The following is a 22,908-nucleotide window of genomic DNA, read 5'->3' on the forward strand; positions in this document are numbered from 1 at the left end:
ACTCGTTCCAAGGCTCCTGCCTTGGATCGCGAGTGAATGGTGGCTCCGCCACGATCCCGCCCGTCGCAAGGCGGAGCCTCCGAGACCGTGTGTTCCCAGGCGGGAGCCCGGGAACAAGGGTGACAACGGTGATGCACCCTCGCGGCTACTGAAACTGCGATCCTCGGGGCAGCTGGTAGCCGCGTTGAAATTCTTCGCCGCTCATTTCGCGTTTGCCGGCCGGACAGAGCGAGTCGATTCGCAAGGCACCGTCCCCAGTCGCGACCACCAACTGCTTGCCTCCGCAGATCTGTCCGGGCTGCAATCCCTCGATGTCCTCTTCGACTGCCGTCACCGAGAGGACCGTCAAACGCAGCGGTGGTTTGTTCTCACGGACCTGGATGGTCGTGAAGGCGACGGGCCAGGGTTGCATGCCGCGGACGTGACAATCGATCTCACGCCGGTCGCGTCGCCAATCGATCTGTGCTTCCTTTTTGCTTAAACGCGGCGCCTTGGTGGCGAGCGCCGGGTCTTGGATTTCGCCCATCGCCGACTCGCCATCCCAACGTGACAGGGCGTCGATACACTCAAGCACCAGATCGACGCCCAACTGTGAGAGTCGCTGTTCGAGTTGCCCGGCGGTTTCGTCGTCGGAAATCGCGGTCCGGCGGGTCGCAAGAATGGGGCCGCCGTCCAGCTTCGGCGTCATGTGAATCACGCTGACCCCGGTTTCGGCGTCACCGCCAAGCAGGGCTCGCTGGACCGGTGCGGCACCGCGATAGGCGGGCAACAATGACCCGTGCAGGTTGATGCCACCCAGTTTTGCGGCGGCCAGCGCGTCGGGCTTGAGGATTTGGCCGTAGTCGCAAACGACCAACAGGTCAGCCTGCAGCGATTGGAGCTGTTTGATCGCATCAACCTCGTTGATGTTGACGGGATCCAGAATCGGCAAACCGTGCTCGGCGGCCCAGGTACGCACGGGCGCCGGTGGCGGGCCTTTGCGGCTTTTCACCGGTGGTTCGGGTTTGGTGACGACCGACACCAGAGTCTGGTCGGATTGCCGGATGGCTTCAAACGAGGGAACGGCAAACGGGCCGGTTCCCATGGTGATGATACGCAAGGTGATGCTCTCTGTTTAAAACCTGGGTGCGGTTGATCGCGACGAATACTTGACATCAATTCCGATCGACACGCGCAACGCAGAAAACTCACTCGCGTGCGGCGTATTGATTTACCGGCCCGCGGCGCGAGCCAGGGTCAAGGCGGCTCCACTCGCGAGTGCTTCGCGCCTCGTACTGTCCTGTTCTTTCATGGAAAACGATTAAATCAACCGGCCGTTACGCGTCGTGCTGGTCGTTGTGGATCGAATCGGGATTCAGCAATACTTCTGCGTCCACTCCGCCAATCGCGCGATCAACTCTTGATCGGAAGGCACCGACCCGGTCGCCTGTTTGGAACGAAAATCGGTTTCCAGTTCGTCGATCCCGGCCTCCAATTCCTGGGTCGCGTGATCACTCATTCGGTCAAAAAACAGGGTCCCGTCCAGGTGGTCGATTTCGTGCAGAAAGATTCGGGCCAAGAAACCTTCCAACGTCGTTTCGATTTGGTTCCCCTTGATATCGAACGCGCTGATGCGGATCGATTTGGGGCGGACGACGTCTCCGGTCAGCCCCGGCAAACTGAGACAGCCTTCTTCGCCGACCTCATTGCCCTTGGGACGGCTGACCTCGGGGTTCAGAATCACGAATTCTTCGCCGCTGCCTTTTTCGCCGCTAGGATTGGCGACAAACATCCTCAGCGGCAGATCGACCTGGTTGGCGGCCAACCCGACGCCCTTGGCCTGGTACATCAGTTCCAGCATTTCGTCGGCGATTTTCCGAAGTTCCGCGTCGACGCGTTTGATCGGCTTGCTGACATAGCGAAGCGTGGGGTGGGGGTAGTAAATGATTTCCAAAGACATGACAAGCCGAAAACAACGCAATGAGATGGATCGAACGGACGGGCAACGTCCTAGCCCTACAGGATGACCGATCGGACGTGATTTGTCATTCCGGCTAGCACCACAATGCGCGCCATCGAGGCGGATTTCACCTCCCCCCTCTCGACAGTTCGTGTTCGGTCGACAAGGATCCTGTACCGGAGGATGCCGCAGAACCAGCCGTAGCAGCGGCACTTTGACGTAGCTACGCTCGCCAGAGCGTGGAAAGCGACGGGATCCACCTTCTGGCGAAGGTAGCTACGCTCGGGTCAGCATGCCCGACGTTTTGTGCACAACAACGTTGCATTGTCCGGATTGCGTCACTCCTGCAACTCTTTTCGATCCCCCCCACGTCGATCACTGTCTTTGCCCATGGATCACTCGCCGAACCGAGCCGCCGCCGAACTCTGGTCCAGCCTGCCAGCCGACCCACAAGCGCGAGTTCAGGGTCACTTGATCGCCGATGCGAATGTGTTGGATTTCGGCGTCGAGACCCCGGGATCGATTCGGGCCGGCTTGTTGCTGGCTCGAGCCTGCATGGGCGGATTGGGGCGAGTATCGATCGTTCCGTGTGACGCCGCTCGATACGCCGTCGCCAATACCGTGTTTGTTGAAACGGATTTCCCGCGGCTGGGCTGTCTGGGATGCCAGTACGCCGGTTGGCCCGTCCAATCCGACGACTACTTCGCGATGGGCAGCGGTCCGATGCGATTGCTGCGTGGCAAGGAAGCGATGCTGATTGAGCAAGGACTTTCGGACAGTCGCACCGATGCGGCTTGCGGCGTCTTGGAATCCGACAAATTGCCGACGGCATCAGCGATCGAATCGATTGCGTCTGACTGCGGGGTGCCGGCAAAATCGGTAACCGTTGCCGTCGCCCCGAGCACGTCGATCGCTGGATCGATTCAGATTGTTGCCCGCAGCGTCGAAACCGCAATGCACAAACTGGACGACTTGAAATTCGACGTCCGCAGTGTGGTTTCTGCGACCGGGTCGGCTCCCTTGCCGCCGCCGGCCAAATCTGGCGACACGATTGGCGGGATCGGCCGAACCAACGACGCGATGCTGTACGGCGCGAACGTTTCGTTGTGGGTGGATTGTCCCGATGACGCGATCGAATCGATCTTGGACAAGATCCCCAGCTCGGCGTCGCCGGATCATGGCCGACCCTTTCGAACGATCTTCGCCGATTACAACCACGACTTTTATGCCGTGGACCCGTCGCTCTTCAGCCCCGCGGTGGTGACGCTGCACAATCTCCGCTCGGGACGAACCTTCACCGCCGGTCGCATCGTCACGGAGATCTTGCGCGAGTCGTTCGGCACATGACCGCGGTGTCCCTCGCCCGACGCCGGCTGCTGATGCTGGGACCGGATAGCGGGTGGCATGCCGACCAACTGCGCGGCGCGGCGCGGCGGCGAGGCCATCAATTGGACATCGCGTCGTATGAATCGATGGCGGCCGGCGTCGCGAGTCCCGGATCACCGCTGTCGCTTCGCTGTGACGCGGGCCGCTTGCTCGATTATGACGCGATCCTGACACGGACGATGCCGGGCGGTTCGATGGAGAAGATCACGTTCCGCTTGGCGATGCTGCACGCGATTGCCGATCAACTGATCCCACACCGGACGGCGATCGTCAATCCGCCGCGGGCGCTGGAATGGTCGATCGACAAATTTGCCAGTTTGGCAAAGCTGGTCGCCGCCGGTTACCCGACGCCGCCGACACGTTTCGTACAATCGCGTCGCGAGGCCATGCAGGCGTTCGAGGAACTCGGCGGTGACTGTGTGGTCAAGCCGATATTCGGCGGGGAAGGGCGCGGCGTGATGCGGATCCGCGACGCCCAACTCGCCTGGTACAGTTTCTCCACGCTGGAACAATTAGACGCCGTGCTGCAAATCCAGACGTTCATTTCTCCCGGCGGCCGCGACACGCGGTTGTTGGTCGTGGGCCGGCGGGTTTACGGCGTGCGGCGTTCCAACGAGCGATCGTTCCGTTCCAATGTTTCTGCAGGCGCCAATTGCCAACGTTTCGAAGTCGATGCGACGCTGGAAGCAACGGCTCGGCAAATCACCCAACGGTTCGGTCTGGTGTTCGCCTCGGTTGATTTGATCGACAATGACCACGGCCCCCCGTTGTTCCTTGAGGTCAATGCGATTCCGGGTTGGAAAGGCGCGCAGAGTGTGATCGACCGGTCGATCGCCGATTCCGTCATCGAGGCGTTGGAGGCCGAATCCGAGAGGTTGACATCATGAGCAGCGAAGTTCGAGACGGGAACGTGGCTTCACGGCTTCGCGTGATTGCGTCTTTGGCGCCCGGTGCGATCGCCATCGCCCAGCCCAATGGACCGCCCGCCAACGACGGAAACCGCAGCTACGCCCTGACGACGTTTCAAAACTTGGACGAGCGGACCGAGAGAATCGCACGCGGCTTGGTGGCCTGGGGAATCCGCCCCGGCATGCGTTTGGCAATGCTGGTGCCCTTCGGAGCGCAATTCATTGAGTTGGTGTTCGCCCTTTTGAAAGCCGGTGTGATCGTCGTGTTGATCGATCCGGGCATCGGTCGAAAGCACCTGGTCAAGTGCCTCTCCGACGCGCGGCCGGACGGGTTCGTCGGAATCCCCAAAGCCCAGGCGATCCGGACCTTGCTGCGGCATCGCTTTCCGACCGCGACCTGGAACGTCACGCTGGGACGGCGCTATTTCTGGGGCGGGAAAACCCTGGACCAAATCATTCAGCTTGGTGCCGATGGTGCGGACAAGGACCAATCGTCACCACGAAAGACGACGGCGCTGCCGACGATCAATCGCCCCGATCCCGCGGCAATCATTTTCACGACCGGCAGCACCGGACCTCCCAAAGGCGTCTTGTACAGTCACGGGACCTTTCACGCCCAAATCGACCGGATCCGAGAACGCTATGACATCCATCGTGGGTCACGCGACCTGGCCTGTTTCCCACTGTTCGGACTGTTCGATGCCGTGATGGGAGTCACCACCATCATCCCCGACATGGATCCCACACGTCCGGCGGACGTCGATCCGCAACGATTGATCGAAGCTGCCCGACAATGGGAAGTCGATCAAGCATTCGGTTCGCCCGCGCTGTGGAACACCGTCGTGCGTTGGTGCGATCAACATGCCGTCAAGCAACCGTTTCCGACGTTGCGACGCGTGCTTTCGGCCGGCGCCCCCGTGCCCGCGGCGACGATGGCCAAACTGCGTGGGCTGATCGCCGAGGACGGAGAGATTTTCACGCCCTACGGAGCGACCGAAGCGCTTCCGATCGCGTCGATCGAATCACGCGAAGTGATCGCGGAAACCGGACCGGCGGCGATCAAGGGCAAGGGCGTCTGTGTCGGCACCCGGTTCCAGGACGTCCGCTGGAAGGTGATCGAAATCGACGACGGTCCGATCGAAACGATCGATCAAGTGACCGAACTGCCCAAGGGAAAGATCGGCGAATTGATGGTCACCGGCCCCATGGTGACGCGAAAGTATGTCGTCCGCAGCGACCAGAATGCGATGCACAAAGTCATCGATGGGGACACCGTGTGGCATCGCATGGGCGACGTCGGGTACTTGGACGCAAACGATCGCTTCTGGTTCTGTGGCCGAAAGGCGCACCGCGTTCGAAACGGGAAAAAAACCTGGTACACCGTCCCCTGCGAAGCGATCTTCAACGCCCACGAGCATGTCTATCGATCGGCCCTGGTCGGTCGCGGCCAGCCAGGCCATCAAACGCCGGTCATTTTGATCGAACCGTTGCGAGAGTTTTGGCCAAAGACGAACCAGGAATCGCAACGTCTGGTGGAGCAACTGCTAGACCTGGCCGCCAGAAACCCCAACACGCGAACGATCCAAGAAGTGATCATCCGCGACGAACCGCTGCCGGTGGACATCCGGCACAACAGCAAGATCTTTCGCGAAAAACTTGCCGCGGAACTGCAGTGATTCTGAGCCGCCATACCACAGTGAACACTCCCCTCGCGACGCTCGACCCCATACGCATCAAGTTAAGACCAACCCGTCTTTGGAAGCATTGATGTCTACGCAACTTACGATGGCTCCCTTCTCCCCGGCTTTGCGGGGGAGAAGGGCTGGGGATGAGGGTGACTTCAATTGCTTGAGGCTCGACACCTTAACTTGACGCCTACGTACCTCGCTGCGCTCGACCTTCCTGCCTGGAGGGTTTCTTCCAAAAACCGCACAACCTCGTGGAGAAAGGGCACGTCGAGGTCGGGCTCGTCGCTCGGGAAACCATTTCACCGTCGAATCTGCAGACGGCGGGAGTAAGAAGGCGATGACTGAGGGCCCCGCATCCGAGCTGCCCCGACTCGGATGCGAGTTCGATCCCTCGCCAGCTGATTTCGCGAAATCGGTCCCGCAGGACCGCACTTTCGCGGCTCACCAGCCGATCGATCGCCCCGAAAATCGATGCTTTGAAGTGTGTCTATATGTCACACCAGCCGGTAAATGATACTGTTTTCGGCTGGCAATGCCAATCGAAATCCCGCTAAATCGATGACTATGGCTGCATCGCCCCCGCTAAAGGATGCCTCGTGCACCGCGACATCTAGGGAACTCGGAATCGCAAAATGCGAATCGGCGCCGCAAAGCCGCCGTTCCGGCGTTGTCAATGAGCTCCAGCGGTACTTTCCGACTCGCCCCGAACCCTGGGAAGTTGAGTAGCATCAACGGTCGATTTTTTCGAGGTGCACAACCTCACGACCTCTCATCGGGTGATCAGAACACGGCAAGCATGGACGTGGAGTTCACGATCACTTCTGAGACCGACGACACACTCGTTGTGGCAGTCGGTTGGTGTATGATTTGAATCCCCAAGGCTGCCCCGATCGTCACGATCTTGGTTAACCATCATGGCGTCGGGGCAGGTCGGTACTCCAGAGTCGTTTGCATGATCATCCCCTACAGCACTGACGCGCCTCTATACCATCTGCCATGGGTGACCGGCGGGATCATCGTCACGAACGTTGTGATTTTCTTTGCGACGACGTTCCAGGTGTTGATCGGGAACTTGGAACCGGAGCAGATCGATTGGTTGTTGATTCAGTTCAACCAGATCAATCCGCTGCAATGGCTGACGGGCAACTTTATGCATTTTGACCCGTTCCACCTGATGGGCAACATGTTCTTCCTGTTCTGTTTCGGGTTGGTGGTCGAAGGCAAGGTCGGCAACACGCGTTTCTTGGCGATCTATCTGGCGTCCTGTGTGCTGATCGGGGCGGTGGCTCAAGTGCCGATGTTTTTGATGGGCGGCCAGGAAGCAGCGGCCGGAGCATCGGGCGTGATTTCGACGTTGATGGTGATCGCGCTGATCTGGGCGCCGGAGAATGAGATCAGTGTCTTCTACTTTTTCTTCCCTTTCTTTGGGACCGCCGAACCGCGCATCGTCACGATATGCGTGTTTTTTATCGGCATGGACGTTCTGACCGTCGTGTTCAGCGGGTTCGCGATGTCGGGCGCGATGGGACACGTGATCGGAGCGTTGATGGGGTTCCCGATCGGGATTTATTATCTGCGGACCGACCAGATCGATTGCGAAGGCTGGGACGTGATCTCGCGCAATGACTGGCTGCAGGAATACCCGCTGCTGTACGGCGAAAAGCAACGCCAGCGTGACCAGGACAAGTACGACGAGATCGAGAACCCGGTTGAAAAGGCGTTGCAGGTGTCCGGTGGCGATGTATCCAAGAGCCAGTGGATCGGGCTGGCGTCCACCAAACGAAAACCCGCAACCGCACGGGCAACGGCCGCTGCGACATCCGCGACCACGGCGATCGCACCGAAAAAGAAGACGCGTCGAAAGAAACGCAAGACGACCGAAGTGACGCCCGAGCACGTGGCCCAGAAATGTCAGGCACATCCGGAATTCAATCGTTTGGCATACGTGCTCCGCCAAAGCTTGGATTCAAACAACTTGCACGCCGCCGGGCAGGCGTTCTTGCGGCTGGATGCGTTAACAATCGGAGCGGGTTTGGCGGAACCGACCTTGATGCGTTATGCCACCCAGCTGTGCTCCAACCGACAGTGGGTCGATGCGATTCGGCCGTTGGCGATTTTGATTGAAAAACGTGGTTCGCTGGCCGACGACGCCTGTCTGCGGTTGGCCCAGATTCAGCTGCGTGTCTTGAAGCGGAACGATCATGCCATCGCGACGCTGGAAAAGATCGTCGCGCCGCAAGACCAGGTGATCGATCCCGACAAAGAAGCCCGCCTGCGGAAACGTGACGAATTGCTCAGTGTGGCGCGTGGCGTCTGACTCGATTGCAAGGCGGCGATTGGGTGTCCCGTCGTCAGCCACAGACTGGGATGTGCAAAAACGTTCGATTCGTTCGCGTTTTCGTTCGTAGGACTTTGGCGTTTTCGATTCCGCGAAACCCTCTTGGGATCAGCCGTTTGGCGCCAGCCTACGGGCCTCCAGTGACGCTGGGGCCCGAACGCTTGCGCGAATCGGCTGATGTCACTCTTGTTTCGTCGCCCGATGGCTGCGGTGGGGCGACTCTCCTTCGCGAATGATTTTGCTTGGATTCTCAACCTCCGCAGACTCCAGATATTGCACCGTCCAGGCATCGCCTGACCTACCCTCTGCATTCCCGTCACAGTGCCGCTTGAAACTCTTCCAATTGACGCAGCATCGGTGGCGAGAACGGGTCCAGCTTGATCGCTTGCTGCTGCGTGGCGACCGCTTCTTCGACCCTGCCGAGGGCAAAGTAACAGCGGGCACAGGTATCCAGTCGGGCGGCGCGATAGGGGATGTCGTCCGCATCGAGAAACTCCAGCGAATCCAGGCTGCACTTCAACGCACGCTCATAATCGCCTTCGGTGTTGGAGACCAGCCAAGCGTATTGATTGTACGCGTCGCCTAATTCTGCCTTGTAGTCCTTCGGATCAATGATCTTCTTTCGTGACTCGATCCGTGCGATCCGTTGTTTCAACGCATCTCGATTCTGCACAATCTGTTTGGTCACGGACTGTTTCCAATCCGGGTCGCCGGGGTCGTCCAGACGATACATGCGGATCAGGATGTCGATGTTGTCATTGTCGAATCGATAGGCGAGTTGAAGCTTGCTTTTGACCTCGTTCAAACTCGCCCGATCTTCGCCGCTCTTTTCCAGCAACGCCAGTCCGGACTCGTATTCATACAGGCTTCGAATCCGGCTCAAACTGATCTGCCAGCGTCCCATCCGCGACTGGTACAGCCGATCTTTTTGGGCCCGATCGGCGATCGGGAACAGCACGGTGGCGGCATCGTCGTGTCGCAGTTGTTCGCTGAACATCCGGGCCAGTTCCTGACGCGCGCTGACGCCGACGATCGATTCGATGTCGCAGTGTTTGATGACTTCGCGATTCTCTCGCTCGGCCCATTTGAATCGGCCTCGTGAACGCAACAGCAGCGCGACCTGGTAGTGGGCGTAGGCGATTTCCTGGAGCTGGTGATCGGTGATCGCGTTTTCAACCGCCTTGGGCTTCTCCTCGTCGCCGGGCTCGGCCGAATCGCTGGCCGCGATCTCCGGAAGCGGGTTGATCTGCAACGCCTCGGCGGCAAGCTCTTGTGCGAGTTCGCTTTGCCCGATTTCGTCGTAGGCTTGGGCGGCGGAGTACAACAGTTCGGCGTTTTCACGGAAAGTGTGCTGGTGCTTTTCGTACAACGTCACCACGATCGGGAACAGTCCTTGGCGGATGGACCAGCCGGCATGCTCGGACAGGTCACGCGTGGCCGGAGCGATCAGATCGATGTGTTCCATCACCAACGCCAAGGCAGACTGGCGTGCGTCTTCGGACAGTGCCCGGGTGGCCAACACGCGGATCATTTGCATCACCGAGGCGGAGGTCACGTCCGGGCTGACCCCCGAATCGACCTGCATTCGCTGCTGTCGCACGAGTTCCGCCCAGCGCTCGGGAGAGTAACTTCCGGCACGCAAATCGGCCGCATAGGCCAGTAGCCATTGGGACGGATCGCGGTCGTTTTCGCCGATCACCGATTCGATGCGTTCAGCCAGTCGACGGCGGCTGGCTTTTTCTCGCCCCAGGGGTTGCTTCAGCACCAACATCGCGGCGCGGCGGCTGAGCGGCACGCTGGGATCGAATCGAGCCAGCCGGGCCAGAGGCTCGACGCCCATCTGATCCCGCAACCGACCCAGCAGTTCGATACGTCCGAGCCGGTCGGCCTCGTTCTGGGCGCCGTATTCGCTCAGGATCTCCTGCACCTCTTTCGGATCGGAGTCCTTGGACCAGCTGACTTGCAGGCTGCTGATCAGGTAGCGGGCCGCCGACAGAATCTCGCTGTCGTCGTGGTTCTGCGCTTCGCGCAGGGCATCGAAGGCTTCCAGGCCGTACATTTTCAGCTGATTCCGGGCCCTGATCCGGGTGGCGTAGCTGTCGCTGCCGAGTTTTTCGATCAGTTCGTGGATCAGCTGGTCAGTCGATTTCTTGGTTTCCGTCGCGCCGCCCGCTCCATCGGCTGCCTCAAGCGAGGCCATGGAGCCTTGAATGGCCCCCCAACAGACGAGTAATATGGCGACCAGCAGGCGGCCTCGGCGGGAATTGTTTTGCGAATAATTCAGCATTTGATTCGACTTGTAGTTTACCGCAGCTCAATTTTCGGATTGCCGATGCGTTCCGCCCGTCGCCGTGTTCTCCGAACTCGGCGGCCGGAAAAGCAAAGCTTTTCCCCGGGCCGACCTCGAAGAGGACGGCGACGGTCTAGCCCAATCGAAAACCAAGCTGCGGCGGAATACGAGCCCGGGAGAGGAAACTCAAGTTCGACTGACCGTCGCTATTCTATCGGTTCCGTCGAAAAAGTGCAGCTCGGATGTGCGGCGGTAAGGCTCGAGGCCGGGCGAATGTGCCAATCGCGGGGGAGCAATTGCGGACAATGGCTGGAGACGGTCCTCATTCTGAGGCGGCGCTGGGCTGCGCGGAATCGTCCGATTCGTTCGTAGGATTTTAGCGTTTTCGATTCCGTTAAACCCGCTTGGGACCGGCCGTATGGCGCCAGGCCAATGGCACCTATTTTATGAGCCGACGGCGCTCGCCGCGGGCCTTGGATTGCCCTTCAAGACCTGTAAGGCCCGAGGCTAGCGCCTACGGCTCAGTTTGTGATCGAAAATAGGTGGCATTGGGGACCAGCCTACGCACTTCATTCCAGTGCATTTCATCCTTCTGCCCCGAATCATTCTGCCATTCCTTCATTCAGTCATCCCAGGCTGATTCCCATCGACGCGACCAGACGCCGCCTCAGCGTGTAGACGTACGAAGATTTTGGAGAGAGGAAAATTGGTCAAATTCAACCGGTGTTGAGGTTTTCCGCGGGGGTGTCCGGAGCCGCAACCAAGAATCGCCACGCTCAATCGAAGTTCCCAGCGGGCGGCAAACCGGCTAATATCCCTCCATTGACTGGGACAACTGCGCAAGCGCCAGAAACACCGCTCAGCCCCCTCCCTCTGGGAGCGACGAGAGGGCGACCAGTGCTTTGCGTTCATACTCTCTTACCAAACCTGATCCACAGCGACGAATGACGCGAAAACCGAAGAAATCGAGCGATACCGGCAAGGTCGGCAAAAAGTCCGGCTCAAAGGACGAGTCGCAAGCAGACGATCGGACACCTGAACAGCGGTTCGGCGATTCGATTCGCACCTCGGCGCACCGCGAAACGGTCGAAGCGTTTGTCGTCGCCTTCGTGCTGGCATTGCTATTTCGGGCCTTTGTCGCCGAAGCCTTTGTGATCCCCACCGGTTCAATGGCGCCGACCCTGATGGGGGCCCACAAGGACGTCGATTGTCAGCAGTGCGACCATCGTTTTCAAATCGGCGCCAGCAAGGAGCGCCGCGGCCCCTACCAGGACGACACGGTTGTTGCCGGCATCTGCCCCAATTGTCGCTTCGTGAACAATCTGGATCTGGCCGACGACAGCAACGCGGCCACCTTCAACGGCGACCGCATTCTGGTCAGCAAGTTCGCCTACACGCTCAGCGAACCCGAACGCTGGGACGTGATCGTGTTCAAGTTCCCGGGGAATCCGAAACAAAACTACATCAAACGACTGGTCGGACTGCCCAATGAAACCGTCAGCGTCATGCATGGTGACGTCTACGCAGCCCCGACCGAGCAACCGGCGTCGGAGACCATCCTCCGCAAGCCGGCCGACAAACTGTTGGCGATGCGACACCACGTCTATGACTCCGACCAGCAATCGGATTTGCTGATTAAATCAAGCTATCCCAGCCGCATCCAACCCTGGCACGAAAACACGTCGTCACCGCCGACGGATTCATGGACGATCGACCGTAGCAAAGAAGGCTTGGTCGCCAAAGTCGAACCCGGCGACGCATCAAGAACGCATTGGCTGCGATACTTCCATCGCTGGCCGACCGAGGCCCAGTGGGACAGCGCCGCCAACGGAGGAACACTGGGCAATGTCGATCCCTACAGCAGCCGGCTGATCACCGATTTCTACAGCTATGACTGCTACATTACCGTTCCCAGCCGCGACGTCTATGACAAGACGCCTTCCAACGGTCGTTGGTCCGGATCGCCGACGTTCAATCCGGACTACCAGTCCGGTGGTCCATTGTCGCAGTTTCGTGGTGACGCCCGATTCGGCGAGCGCGACTTGGCCGACGACGGGCTGCATTGGGTCGGCGATTTGATCGTCGAATCCGACGTGACCGCGTCGGGCGAGTGCAAGGAACTGACGCTGGAGTTGGTCGAAGCAGGGATCCAGTACCAATGCCGGATCGACCTGGAAAACGGCAACGCGACGCTCTCGATCCTGGACGGCCAACAAGCGTTGGAGTTTTCCGGCCCGGACGGAAAAAAGACCGCGACGGTCACCGGATCAACCGCAGCTCGCTCGGGCGATTCGTTTTCGGTGCGGTACAGCAATTGTGATGATCAATTGCTGTTGTGGATCGACGATTCGTTGGTCGAATTTGACGGCCCGACGACCTTTGATGCCCGCGAATTCCGCAGCAAAGACGAAGCCTATCCGCGTTATCAAGACGGCGTCCATCCGCTCGATGCCGCCCCGCTGGGGATCGCCGTGCGTGGCGGAGCGGCGACGATCGATCGTGTCAAAATTGACCGCGACAAATACTACGTCGCCACCGACAACAGCTCGTTCGGCATTTTTGACTATGACATGAACGTGCTGTATCAGCTCGCACAACAAAACGTCAGTTTCCGTGACATCCAAGCGGTGATGGCGCGTCCGGATCTGTGGGAACAATTCCCGGGCTGGCAAACTCGCCGCAAGGTCACCTTCCCGCTGGCAGAGGACCAGTTTTTCCCGATGGGCGACAACAGCCCGGAAAGTCTGGACGCGCGTTGCTGGGCGGGGACCAAACTGGGCCATCGGTTGCCGGACCGATTCCGCGATCAGGCGTACATGTTCGCCGATGCGTCTTACGTCCCGCGCGATCTATTGGTGGGCAAGGCGCTGATGGTATTCTGGCCACACCCGTGGAAATCCCCGGTGCCGTTCACGCCAAATTTTGACCGCTTCCGATTCATCCGTTAGCGATCTCGGGTTCTCAATCATTCTCGAAATGGATTTCAAGTTCGATGCGTTCCGATCACGACGAATCAACGACCGTTCTGGAAGCGACCGATCTGCAAAAAACCTACGGCCGGCGACGCGTCGTCGACGGCGTGAACCTGCATGTCGGCAAGGCGGAGATCGTCGGCTTGTTGGGCCCCAACGGGGCGGGCAAGTCGACCAGTTTTCGAATGATCTGTGGCATGATCCAGCCCGATCGCGGGCGTGTCTACCTGGACGGACGCGATGTCACCGATTGGCCGATGTTTCGTCGCGCCCGAGACGGACACATGGGCTACCTGCCTCAGGAACCCAGCGTGTTCAAGAAGCTGACCGTCGAACAAAACATCTCCGCATTGCTGGAGCTGTTGGGGATGGATCGCAAGCAGCGCAAAGAACGAACCAACGAACTGTTGGAAGAATTCAACATCACGCACATTCGCAAGAGCCGCGCGGCGGGTCTGAGCGGTGGTGAACGGCGACGGCTGGAGATCGCTCGTTGTTTGGTTTCGGATCCCAAGATCGTCATGCTGGACGAACCGTTTGCGGGCATCGACCCGGTGACCGTCCAGTCGATCCAAGGGGTGATCACGCAACTGCGTGATTCGGGAATCAGCGTGTTGATCACCGACCACGCCGCCCGCGAGATTTTGGGAACGGTGGACCGATGTTATGTCATCTACCAGGGCCGTGTGTTGATCGACGGCACGCCGGAGGAAGTCAAACAGCATCCCAAGGTCCGCGAGGAATACTTGGGCGACATGGACGGAGCGGCCCGTTCCAAGACCGTGATGGAACCGATGCCGGAACCGTCACCGGTCCTTGACGTTCCCCCGGAATCGCAGCGTGCCCCCGTTCCGCCACCGCACTTTCAACGCAAACGCGTGTTACGGCGACGGTCGAATGTTTCGGATGTGTAACCGCACGGCATGGTGGAACGAGTCTTGAAACATGCTCCATCACCTGGATCGGGATTTCACCATTTTCTTACCCCCGAAATCTTCTTACCTCGTCTAAACCCTGTTTCCAACCCACTTCTCGAACGTCCAATTGTGGCAACCAATGGCGGATTTGGTCGGCGTTGCTGCGGCCGGAATCATCCGTGGTCGGACCGGTCGCGGACAGGTACAGACGGTCGACGGTGACCTGTGAAACAGCCGCCGCGCGGCAGGTCGCCAGGACTTCATGGATCACGCCCAATCGATTGGCCGCGACCAGATAGAGTTCCGCATCAGGAAACATTCGAAACAGGTCGATGTTCAACAGGTCGTCGGCAAGCGGGCTCAGCAGCCCCCCGGCACCTTCGATGATCAACGTGTCACAGTGGTCACGCCAACGTTCCGCGCCGCGACTTATTAGCGACACGTCCACCTGTCGCCCCGACCGCCTGGCCGCCTCGTCCGGTGCCACCGCCGCCTCGAATCGCTGCGGGCAAACGGCATCCAGATCCAAGGGGCATCCCGCCGACTCCCAAAGCGCGATGGCGTCGGTGGAAACAAGCTCGCCCGCAACAGTTGTCGAATCCGCTTCCGAATTGCCCCCTTGCCGGATACAACCACTGGCAACCGGCTTGTAAACTCCTATGCGAATACCGGCGTCCCGTTTGGCAACCGCAAGTTGTTGTGCAACGTAAGTCTTTCCGACTTCCGTGCCGGTTCCCGAAACGAAGACGATCTTCAAAGCAATACCTCTTCCCCTACCTGAAATGAACGAAAGCGTGCCCCGTCGAAGCGTACGAATCGGACTGTTGCAAATGTCGTACGCCGGCTCTCTGGACCAAATGCTCGACGAAGTGGAAAAACGGGTCGATGAAGCGGCGTCCGAATCCGTCCAGATCGTCTGTCTTCAAGAGCTTTTTGCAACCCCCTACCCCTGCCAGGAAGAGGATCACTGCAATTTTGACTTTGCCGAAACTCTGGAAGGGCCATCGGTGCGGCGGATGCAGACGCTTGCCAAACGGCACGAAATGGTGATCGTGGCCCCGATTTTTGAACGCCGCGCCGCCGGCGTCTACCACAACACCGCGGTCGTGATCGACTGGGACGGCAGCATCGCCGGCACCTATCGCAAGATGCACATCCCGGACGACCCGCTGTACTACGAAAAGTTTTACTTCACGCCGGGCGACCTGGGGTTTCGCACCATCCAGACCCGCTATGCCAAACTGGGCGTGGGCGTGTGCTGGGACCAGTGGTTCCCCGAAGCGGCGCGATTGTTCGCCCTGGCCGGAGCAGAGATCCTGTTCTACCCCACCGCGATCGGCTGGATCGATGGTGAAAAAGAGGAATTCGGTGCGGGCCAGTTGGATGCCTGGCAGACGTCGATGCGAGCCCACGCGATCGCCAACGGGCTGTGGCTGGGCGCCCCCAATCGGGTCGGCAAAGAAGGACAAGTCGAGTTCTGGGGATCCTCGTTTGTGGTCTCCCCGCGAGGCGAAGTCGTCGCGCAAGGCGGTGATTCGGACGAGCAGGTGCTGTGCGTCGACTGTAACCTGGATGAGATCGATGTCGTGCGAACGCACTGGCCTTTCCTGCGCGACCGACGCATCGACGCCTACGAGGGGCTTTGCAAACGTTTGATCGATTAATCTCGATCCGCCAGGACCAAAGGTGTCGATCGGGACCGGGATAAAGGGCGGCATGACATTTATCACCCAAAAAACCAAACTGATCGATTGCTCGCCGACCCGACGCTCCGCCCAAAGCGGTGCCCAAGGGATGGACCGGCCGTACCGCGAGCTGTTTGTCGTCGAAGGCGATTCGGCGTCCAAAGCCGTCGCCCGGGTTCGCGACGCCCGATTCCAAGCCGTGTTGCCGATGCAAGGCAAGCCGATGAACGCGACCAAGGCGTCGGATGCCGCGGTGCGAAAGAACCAGTGGTACACCGCGCTGATCGACGCCTTGGGCGCCGGATGGCACGCCGAAGACCTGGCGGACCTGCGTTACGATCGCGTCCTTTTTCTGTTCGACCCCGACGCCGACGGAATTCACTGCGGGGCGTTGATGCTGCTGTTCTTTGACACGTACCTGCGACCGCTGTTGGACGCCAATCGTGTCTCGCTGGTCAAATCGCCGTTGTTCGAAATCCGCGCCCACGGCTATGCCGACACGCTGCATGCCTACAGCGAAGATCATCTGCAACGCATCCGCAGCGTCCTGGATGAAAAGCGGATTCAACATCGCCATCATCGCTATCGCGGATTGGCCAGCCTGGCGGAGTCAACGCTACGCGAGTTGTGCGTCGATCCGAATTCCAGAACGGCGTACTTGCTGCAGCACACCGACGCGTTGGCTGCCGGAGAGATTTTTGGTCGGCAATGCGGCTAACGGTGCAGTGCGGCTAAAGGCTTGGTGGTCTGCGGAAATCGCGTTTCACTTGTTCCCAGCCTCTGCGCGGGCTGCGCAAAATCATTCGATTCGTTCGTGATTTCGTTCGTATGATTTTGGCGTTTTCGATTCCGCGAAACCCTCTTGGGATCAGCCGTTTGGCGCCAGCCTACGGGCCTCCATAAACGCTGGGCCTCCATAAACGCTGGGCCTCCATAAACGCTGGGCCTCCATAAACGCTGGGCCTCCATAAACGCTGGGCCTCCATAAACGCTGGGCCTCCATAAACGCTGGGCCTCCATAAACGCTGGGGCCCGAACGCTTGCGCAAATCGGCTGATGTCACTGATGTTTTTTCGTCCGATGGCTGCGGTGAATCGTCCACCCCTTGTTAGCGCTGCGGGCTCGCATATCAACTGACCGTCTCGCTTCCCGCTGGCACGGAGGAGCATGACGGACATGTGGCGGGAGGCTGGTTCCTAGCCGATCCAATCTTGCAGCATCGCGGCGACATAAAACAAACCGCACAGCGCGATGCTGACCGTCCATGCGGTAAGCAGGGCCATGAACACCGGATTCGATTTGACATCCAACACGTTACCGTTTTGCGGCGACGTCAAACCGAGCAGCACCAGGATCGCCGGCAGCGACAATGTATTGAAGGCCGCGATTGCGAACAGCAAGAACGCAACGGGGCGCGCCAGATGAATCAACGCGAGCCATGCTGCTGTCACGATGGCGATCGTCAACAGTCCGCGCCGAGCGAAATGCACCGCTGCCTCACTCCGGAATGATCTCGTTGCGGATCAGATCGTCAAACGTTTCCCGCTTGCGAATCAGTTTGGCCTGGCCCTGTTCGATCAGCACCTCGGCCGCGCGGGTCTTGCTGTTGTAGTTGCTAGCCATGACGAAACCGTAGGCGCCGGCATTTTCCAAAATCACATAATCGCCGACGCGGCACATCGGCAATTCACGACTGTGGACGAACCCGCCCTCGCGTTGGGTGAAGATGTCGCCGGATTCACAGAGCGGGCCGCCGATGACCGCTTCGACGGTCTCACGATCGTCGACCGCCGCACCATCAGCGGCACAGACCGAGATCGGATGCTGGGCGCCATACATGACCGGTCGCGCCAGGTCGTTGAACCCCGCATCGAGCAACACGAACAGGTTATCGCCGACCTTTTTGACGCTGCGGACTTCCGCAATCAAGAACCCCGACTCGGCCGACAAGTAGCGTCCCGGTTCAATTTCCAGCGTGACCGGATGCCCGAACGATTCGCTGACCCGATTGCGGGTGGCGTCCCACAATTGAAAGTACTTGTCCAAATCGACGTACGTTTCCGACTCGCTGTACGGGACCGGCAATCCACCACCGGCGCTGATGGTCGTGACGGTGCGTCCGACTTCCATCGCCACGCGTTCCATCGCTTCACAAACTTCGCTCAGGTGTTCCAGGTCGGTGCCCGAGCCGATATGCATGTGCAGCCCGGTCACGGTCACACCGTGCTGGTCGGCCCGTCGCAAGCAGTCGTCGATTTGTGTGTGCCAGATCCCATGCTTGCTCTGCTGGCCCCCCGTGTTGGTTTTCTGGCTGTGGCCGTGTCCAAATCCGGGGTTGATCCGCAACGTCACGTCGGCACCCGGCAGACGCTCGCCTAATTGCGAGATCATGTCGGGCGATCCGCAATTGACGTGCAGCTTGTGTTGGACGATCAAGTCCAATGCGGCGGCGTCAAAGATGTCCGCGGTGTAGACGATTTCGTGGCCTTGGGGCGAATACCCCGCCGCCAGCGCGCGTTGAATTTCGCCGCAGCTGACCGCATCAACGACGACGTTGTGTTTCCGCATGCGATCGAGAATCGCGATGTTCCCACACGCTTTTTGGGCGTAGCGGATCACATCAAACGCACTCAAATCCGCGATCCGCTGCTCGATCAAACGGAGGTCGTACACGTACAGCGGGGTGCCATACTGCTTTGCCAACTCTGCGACGGACAATCCCGCAATTTGATGGCGACTGGTCGAGAACGTGGGGGTTGAAAGCGTGGCCATCGAGATCGTGGGGCGGAAAGGGAAACGAGACGGAAAACCGGCGGCCCGCATTTTGTGCCCAAACAGGCGTTTTTGTCCAGCCACCACGGCGGCGAGGTGGTTGCAGTGGACGGAGTATCGAGACCGCAGCCCCCGCCGGCGCCGCGGTCGAACCACGCCAAAACAACTCTCTGCCCCGGGCTGTGCAATCTCCGGAGTTTGCGGTGGATTAGAAATCGAGCGAAATCATTCCGCGATGGATGTCCGACTCACAGCGGCCATCGGGCGACGAAACACGAGTGAGATCAGCCGATTCGCGCAAGCGTTCGGGCACCAGCGTCGAGAAAGGCCCAGCGTCCATGGAGCCCGTAGGCTGGCGCCAAACGGCTGATCCCAAAAGGGTTTCGCGGAATCGAAAACGCCACAACCTTACGCCCGAAAACACGGAGGAATCGAACGATTTTGTGCAACCCAGGCGGAGCCTGGGGTGGTGTGGCAGGAGCCACACGTGCATTGCGTTCCCAGGCGGAGCCTGGGAACGAGCTCAGTGGGTTCCCGGGCGGAGCCTGGGAACGAGCTCAGTGGGTTCCCGGGCAGAGCCTGGGAACGCGTTCTTCGCCGAGGAGTCTGTGGGCGAAGCCTAGGATCCGGCGGGGGCCTTGCCGTCGACCCAGGGGCCGCCCAGGCTCATGTACTCCGGCTCGTCCAGCTTGCTGCCGAAATCACCGGCTTTCCAGCCCGCGATGTGATTGGGCAATTCACGCGCCTTCGACTTCGCTTCCCATTTCTTGGCCCAACCTGGATCCTTGGTGCTGATGTCGCGGCTGTCGGAATCGACGAAGTAGACTTCGCCGTTGCGATAGCTTTGGGCTCCCAGGTTGACCACGGCCATCGCGGCGGCGCCCAAATCCGGCGGGTTGTTGCACAACTCGGGCTCGCCGGCTTCACAGGCGTCCAAGAAGTTTTCGAAGTGGGCCTTGGTCGTGTTCTTGACCGGTTGCGTCGCGATCCGCTCGCTTTCAAAGGTCCGCTTGGCTGAATCGCCTTGTGAGGTGACTTGGCGCCGCTCGGGCACAAAGTCGAACCCGTCAAAGCCTTCGCCGTTGCCCAGTTCGAACGTTCCGTAGTGACCGCGGATCAACTGATTGACTCGCGATTCTTGGTTGCACATCGTCGCGGTGATCAGTCCCTGGACGCCTTCGTTGAAGTCGGCCGCGACCGTGGCAACGTCCGGCACGTCACGTCCGTCATATTCCAGGAAAATCCCGCCGGCGCCGACGACGCGTCCGGGGATCCGCAATCCGGTCGCCTTCAACATCGACGTCGTCCGGTGCACGAACAAATCAGTGAACATGCCGCTGCCGAACGGCCAGAATCGTCGCCACTGCTTGTAAACCGCACGGTCGAACGGCATTTCCGGGGCGAGTTCTTCGTTGGTTCCCAGCCAGCGTTGCCAATCGATCTTCTTGGGGTTCATGTCCTCGACCAACTTGTAATAACGCCATTGGCCGACGTTGCTGTTGCGGAAGTATTCGGTTTGGAATCCGAGCACCTTGCCGAGCTTCCCTTCCTGCAGCAACGCTCGGATCTCGTTCCAGACCGGCAAACTGGTCGATTGGACGCCGACCTGCATGACCTTGCCGGATTCACGCCACTTGTTTTCGACGTTGAAGGCTTCGGCGACCGTTTTGGTCATCGGTTTTTCACAGTAGACGTTCAATCCCGCGGCGAGCGAATCGATGATCTGCTTGTGGTGCCAGTGATCGGGAGTGCCGATGCAGACCGCATCCAGATTCTCTTTGGCGATCATGTCGTTGTAATCGACATAGCGTCCCGGATCGGTGCCTGTTTTATCTTTGATGTAATCGGCAACCATGTCGCGCTGCGTTTCATAGACCTCGGCGACGCCGACCAGATCGATCTTGCGTCCTTCGCCGTGCAGGCCACAGAGCGTCTTGACGTGGGCGCCGAAACCGCGTCCGCCGGGGCCGATGAATCCGATTCGCAGCCGTTCATTCGAGTTCGCGGCCGCTTCGGCACGCCCGGGCAGCGTCATCGCCGAGACACTCGCCACGGCTGATGCGGTGGCACCGCGTTTGAGAAAGGATCGTCGGTCGGTACTGTTTTTTTCAGCGGGTGGGTGCATGCGCGAATGCCTCGGCCGATTCTGGCGGGTGGGATGGTGGCGGGAAAAACGAGCCCGCCATTGTAACTGATCGGCCGCAAATTGGTATCCGCGGCTGCCATGACACCCATCGCCCGCCAGTGCCTTTCATTCACCACGCGGCGATCGTTCCACCGGCCAGGATTGATTGCCGCCGGGAGCCGGCACGATCGAAAATCCATCTGCGATCGGATCGCGGTGATAAAAGTAGCTGTATGCCGTTGCGATCAATTCGCCGGCGTCATTGCGTACCTCGACCAGATGCCGATGGTAGAGGTCGTCGGCCGAATTGCCGTCGGTCCCTTCGATATCGTCCAGCACCGACAACACCCGGGGTATGGCTCCGGGGTCAAACACCCAAAGCTCGCCGACCACGCGATGTTCACCAGGCAACAGCGCCGGATAGTCCTCGCGCCCGTACAGTGTGCCGCGAATCCAACCCGGCATCACCCGCAACGGCCGGACCGGCCAACAGGACTCGCGACATTGTCCGCGCTTGAGCGTTCCGTAGACAAAGACCGAATCGATCATCGGTTTGATGTTGGGAGTTGGGAGTTGGGAGTTGGGAGCTGGGAGCTGGGAGCTGGGAGCCACGATTGCGAAGCTGATCTCTTGGCCCACTCTATTTTTTGACCAACCCATCTTTTGACCAACTCAATTTTTTGACCAACCGCCGCCAGATCGCCCATTTTCATTTGGTCTCAGGCATTCGCATCGACCTGAATTCGGATTGCCATCTGTCGATCGTATCCTCGATCCGCTGCTGGCCCAGTTGGTTGAAAAAGTCTGACCAGTTCGCATCGCTGGTGAATCCCAGCCCACCGGCCATCGCCAAGTCGACGGTTGCCATCGAATCGGCGATGTCTTCTTTCAACAGACATGTCGCTTCGATCCACATCGGAATCGACAGCAACAGCAACACGTCGCCATTTGAAAACTCACGCCGATCGGTTCGGTAGGTTTCGATCAGCGTTTGCGTTTCTTCGGCCAGCGCGCGACTGCGCCGCCCGTCGCTGTAATCGTACAGCCCCTTACCGACGGCGCGGCCGAGCCGTTTGCGTTTCAGCAGTGCCGGCACCAGCGGCGACGGATCGACCCGATGTGGAAAAGCGCTGCAAAACGCCCTGCCGGCATGATACATCGTGGGTGCTCCGATCCAATCGATCAACTCCAACGGAGACAGCGGCATTCCGTACGCCAAGGCCGCGCGCTCGATCTGGTCTTCGCTCGCCCCTCGGCACAGCAACAGCAACGCTTGATTCAGGTAGGGCGAAAGCATTCGGTTGACGACAAACCCTGGGCCGTCCTGGCATCGAATCGCTCGTTTCCCCAGACGCGTGGCATGTTGGACGACCGCTTGGATGGCGTCGTCGTCGCTGCGCCGTCCCGCGACCACTTCCACCGCCGCACGGGCATGAACGGGCATGAAGAAGTGCATTCCGCAAACTCGTTCGGGGCAATCGAGCCGGCGACCGGCAATTTCATCGATCCTCAGCGTCGATGTGTTGCTGCACAACACGACATCGCTCCCAAGGCCTTGTTGAATCGACGCCATCAAGTCTTGCTTGGCATCCAATTGTTCGACGATGGACTCGATCACGATCGGTGTCTGTGACGCGTCGGTCGACTCGTTTTTGCCGACCACGATGCCGTGCAACGAGTCAACCGGCGGCGAGCACTCGCGTGTCGAAAGACCCGCATCGGCAAACGATTGGGCCGCGGCACGCAGTGCGTCGCCATCTTGGTCGGCCAGGCAAAACGGAATCTCACGACTCGCATGGGCATCGGCGATCGCTCGGCCGACCACACCGGAACCGACCAGCAGGACGCGGGGCAAGTCGTCGGGCCATTGGGAACAAGGTGGCTGCAT

At 59.6% G+C, this 22,908-nt stretch carries 17 protein-coding genes; 8 read left to right on the top strand and 9 right to left on the bottom strand.

Features of this window, described 5'->3' with window-relative positions:
* Positions 1-145: 145 nt before the first annotated feature.
* Complete coding sequence (fmt, locus tag Mal15_RS16325) at positions 146-1,099, bottom strand: methionyl-tRNA formyltransferase (protein ID WP_261344628.1); 954 nt, start codon at positions 1,097-1,099, stop codon at positions 146-148.
* A gap of 255 nt (positions 1,100-1,354) precedes the next feature.
* Positions 1,355-1,939, bottom strand: a complete 585-nt coding sequence (gene def, locus Mal15_RS16330) for a peptide deformylase (protein ID WP_147868739.1) — start codon at positions 1,937-1,939, stop codon at positions 1,355-1,357.
* Between the two features lie 390 nt (positions 1,940-2,329).
* Between def and mch the strand changes: the two genes are divergently transcribed.
* From mch to Mal15_RS16350, 4 genes are all read left to right on the top strand, one after another.
* Positions 2,330-3,286, top strand: a complete 957-nt coding sequence (mch, locus tag Mal15_RS16335; RefSeq protein WP_147868740.1) for a methenyltetrahydromethanopterin cyclohydrolase — start codon at positions 2,330-2,332, stop codon at positions 3,284-3,286.
* Positions 3,283-4,212 (top strand): ATP-grasp domain-containing protein, encoded by a 930-nt coding sequence (locus Mal15_RS16340; protein WP_147868741.1) that lies wholly within the window; start codon positions 3,283-3,285, stop codon positions 4,210-4,212. Before mch ends, Mal15_RS16340 begins: the two co-directional genes overlap by 4 nt.
* Entirely contained in the window at positions 4,209-5,909 is a 1,701-nt protein-coding gene (locus Mal15_RS16345; protein WP_147868742.1) for a fatty acid CoA ligase family protein, read from the top strand. The genes Mal15_RS16340 and Mal15_RS16345 overlap by 4 nt, the downstream gene beginning before the upstream one ends.
* 964 nt (positions 5,910-6,873) lie before the next feature.
* On the top strand, positions 6,874-8,238 hold the full coding sequence (locus Mal15_RS16350) for a rhomboid family intramembrane serine protease (protein WP_147868743.1): 1,365 nt from the start codon (positions 6,874-6,876) through the stop codon (positions 8,236-8,238).
* A 337-nt stretch (positions 8,239-8,575) separates the two neighbouring features.
* On the opposite strand, the gene Mal15_RS16355 is transcribed toward Mal15_RS16350, so the two are convergent.
* Entirely contained in the window at positions 8,576-10,459 is a 1,884-nt protein-coding gene (locus Mal15_RS16355; protein WP_167546855.1) for a hypothetical protein, read from the bottom strand.
* 1,034 nt (positions 10,460-11,493) lie between these two features.
* Between Mal15_RS16355 and lepB the strand changes: the two genes are divergently transcribed.
* On the top strand, positions 11,494-13,497 hold the full coding sequence (gene lepB, locus Mal15_RS16360; protein ID WP_147868745.1) for a signal peptidase I: 2,004 nt from the start codon (positions 11,494-11,496) through the stop codon (positions 13,495-13,497).
* A 44-nt stretch (positions 13,498-13,541) separates the two neighbouring features.
* On the top strand, positions 13,542-14,435 hold the full coding sequence (lptB, locus tag Mal15_RS16365; protein ID WP_147868746.1) for an LPS export ABC transporter ATP-binding protein: 894 nt from the start codon (positions 13,542-13,544) through the stop codon (positions 14,433-14,435).
* 67 nt (positions 14,436-14,502) lie between these two features.
* Here lptB and bioD read toward each other — a convergent pair whose 3' ends face one another.
* Complete coding sequence (gene bioD, locus Mal15_RS16370) at positions 14,503-15,195, bottom strand: dethiobiotin synthase (RefSeq protein ID WP_167546856.1); 693 nt, start codon at positions 15,193-15,195, stop codon at positions 14,503-14,505.
* Between the two features lie 25 nt (positions 15,196-15,220).
* Between bioD and Mal15_RS16375 the strand changes: the two genes are divergently transcribed.
* Together Mal15_RS16375 and Mal15_RS16380 are read left to right on the top strand one after the other, a co-directional pair.
* A complete protein-coding gene (locus Mal15_RS16375) occupies positions 15,221-16,102 on the top strand; it encodes a carbon-nitrogen hydrolase (protein ID WP_147868748.1) in 882 nt (293 codons plus the stop codon).
* Positions 16,103-16,154: 52 nt separating this feature from the next.
* The gene (locus Mal15_RS16380) at positions 16,155-16,841 is read left to right on the top strand and encodes a toprim domain-containing protein (RefSeq protein ID WP_147868749.1); all 687 of its coding nucleotides are present in this window, start codon (positions 16,155-16,157) and stop codon (positions 16,839-16,841) included.
* Positions 16,842-17,319: 478 nt separating this feature from the next.
* Here the strand turns inward: Mal15_RS16380 and Mal15_RS16385 are convergent, their stop codons facing one another.
* The 5 genes from Mal15_RS16385 to Mal15_RS16405 all read right to left on the bottom strand — a co-directional run bounded on the left by Mal15_RS16385 (position 17,320) and on the right by Mal15_RS16405 (position 22,908).
* The gene (locus tag Mal15_RS16385; protein WP_147868750.1) at positions 17,320-17,574 is read right to left on the bottom strand and encodes a hypothetical protein; all 255 of its coding nucleotides are present in this window, start codon (positions 17,572-17,574) and stop codon (positions 17,320-17,322) included.
* 46 nt (positions 17,575-17,620) lie between these two features.
* Entirely contained in the window at positions 17,621-18,895 is a 1,275-nt protein-coding gene (gene lysA, locus Mal15_RS16390) for a diaminopimelate decarboxylase (RefSeq protein ID WP_147868751.1), read from the bottom strand.
* 619 nt (positions 18,896-19,514) lie between these two features.
* Positions 19,515-21,020: a Gfo/Idh/MocA family protein gene (locus Mal15_RS16395; RefSeq protein WP_147868752.1), complete on the bottom strand. Its 1,506-nt coding sequence runs from the start codon at positions 21,018-21,020 to the stop codon at positions 19,515-19,517.
* A 126-nt stretch (positions 21,021-21,146) separates the two neighbouring features.
* The gene (locus tag Mal15_RS16400) at positions 21,147-21,569 is read right to left on the bottom strand and encodes a gamma-glutamylcyclotransferase family protein (protein WP_147868753.1); all 423 of its coding nucleotides are present in this window, start codon (positions 21,567-21,569) and stop codon (positions 21,147-21,149) included.
* A 160-nt stretch (positions 21,570-21,729) separates the two neighbouring features.
* Positions 21,730-22,908: a 3-hydroxyacyl-CoA dehydrogenase family protein gene (locus Mal15_RS16405; RefSeq protein WP_147868754.1), complete on the bottom strand. Its 1,179-nt coding sequence runs from the start codon at positions 22,906-22,908 to the stop codon at positions 21,730-21,732.

It is taken from the genome of Stieleria maiorica (genome assembly GCF_008035925.1).
Lineage (GTDB): Bacteria > Planctomycetota > Planctomycetia > Pirellulales > Pirellulaceae > Stieleria > Stieleria maiorica.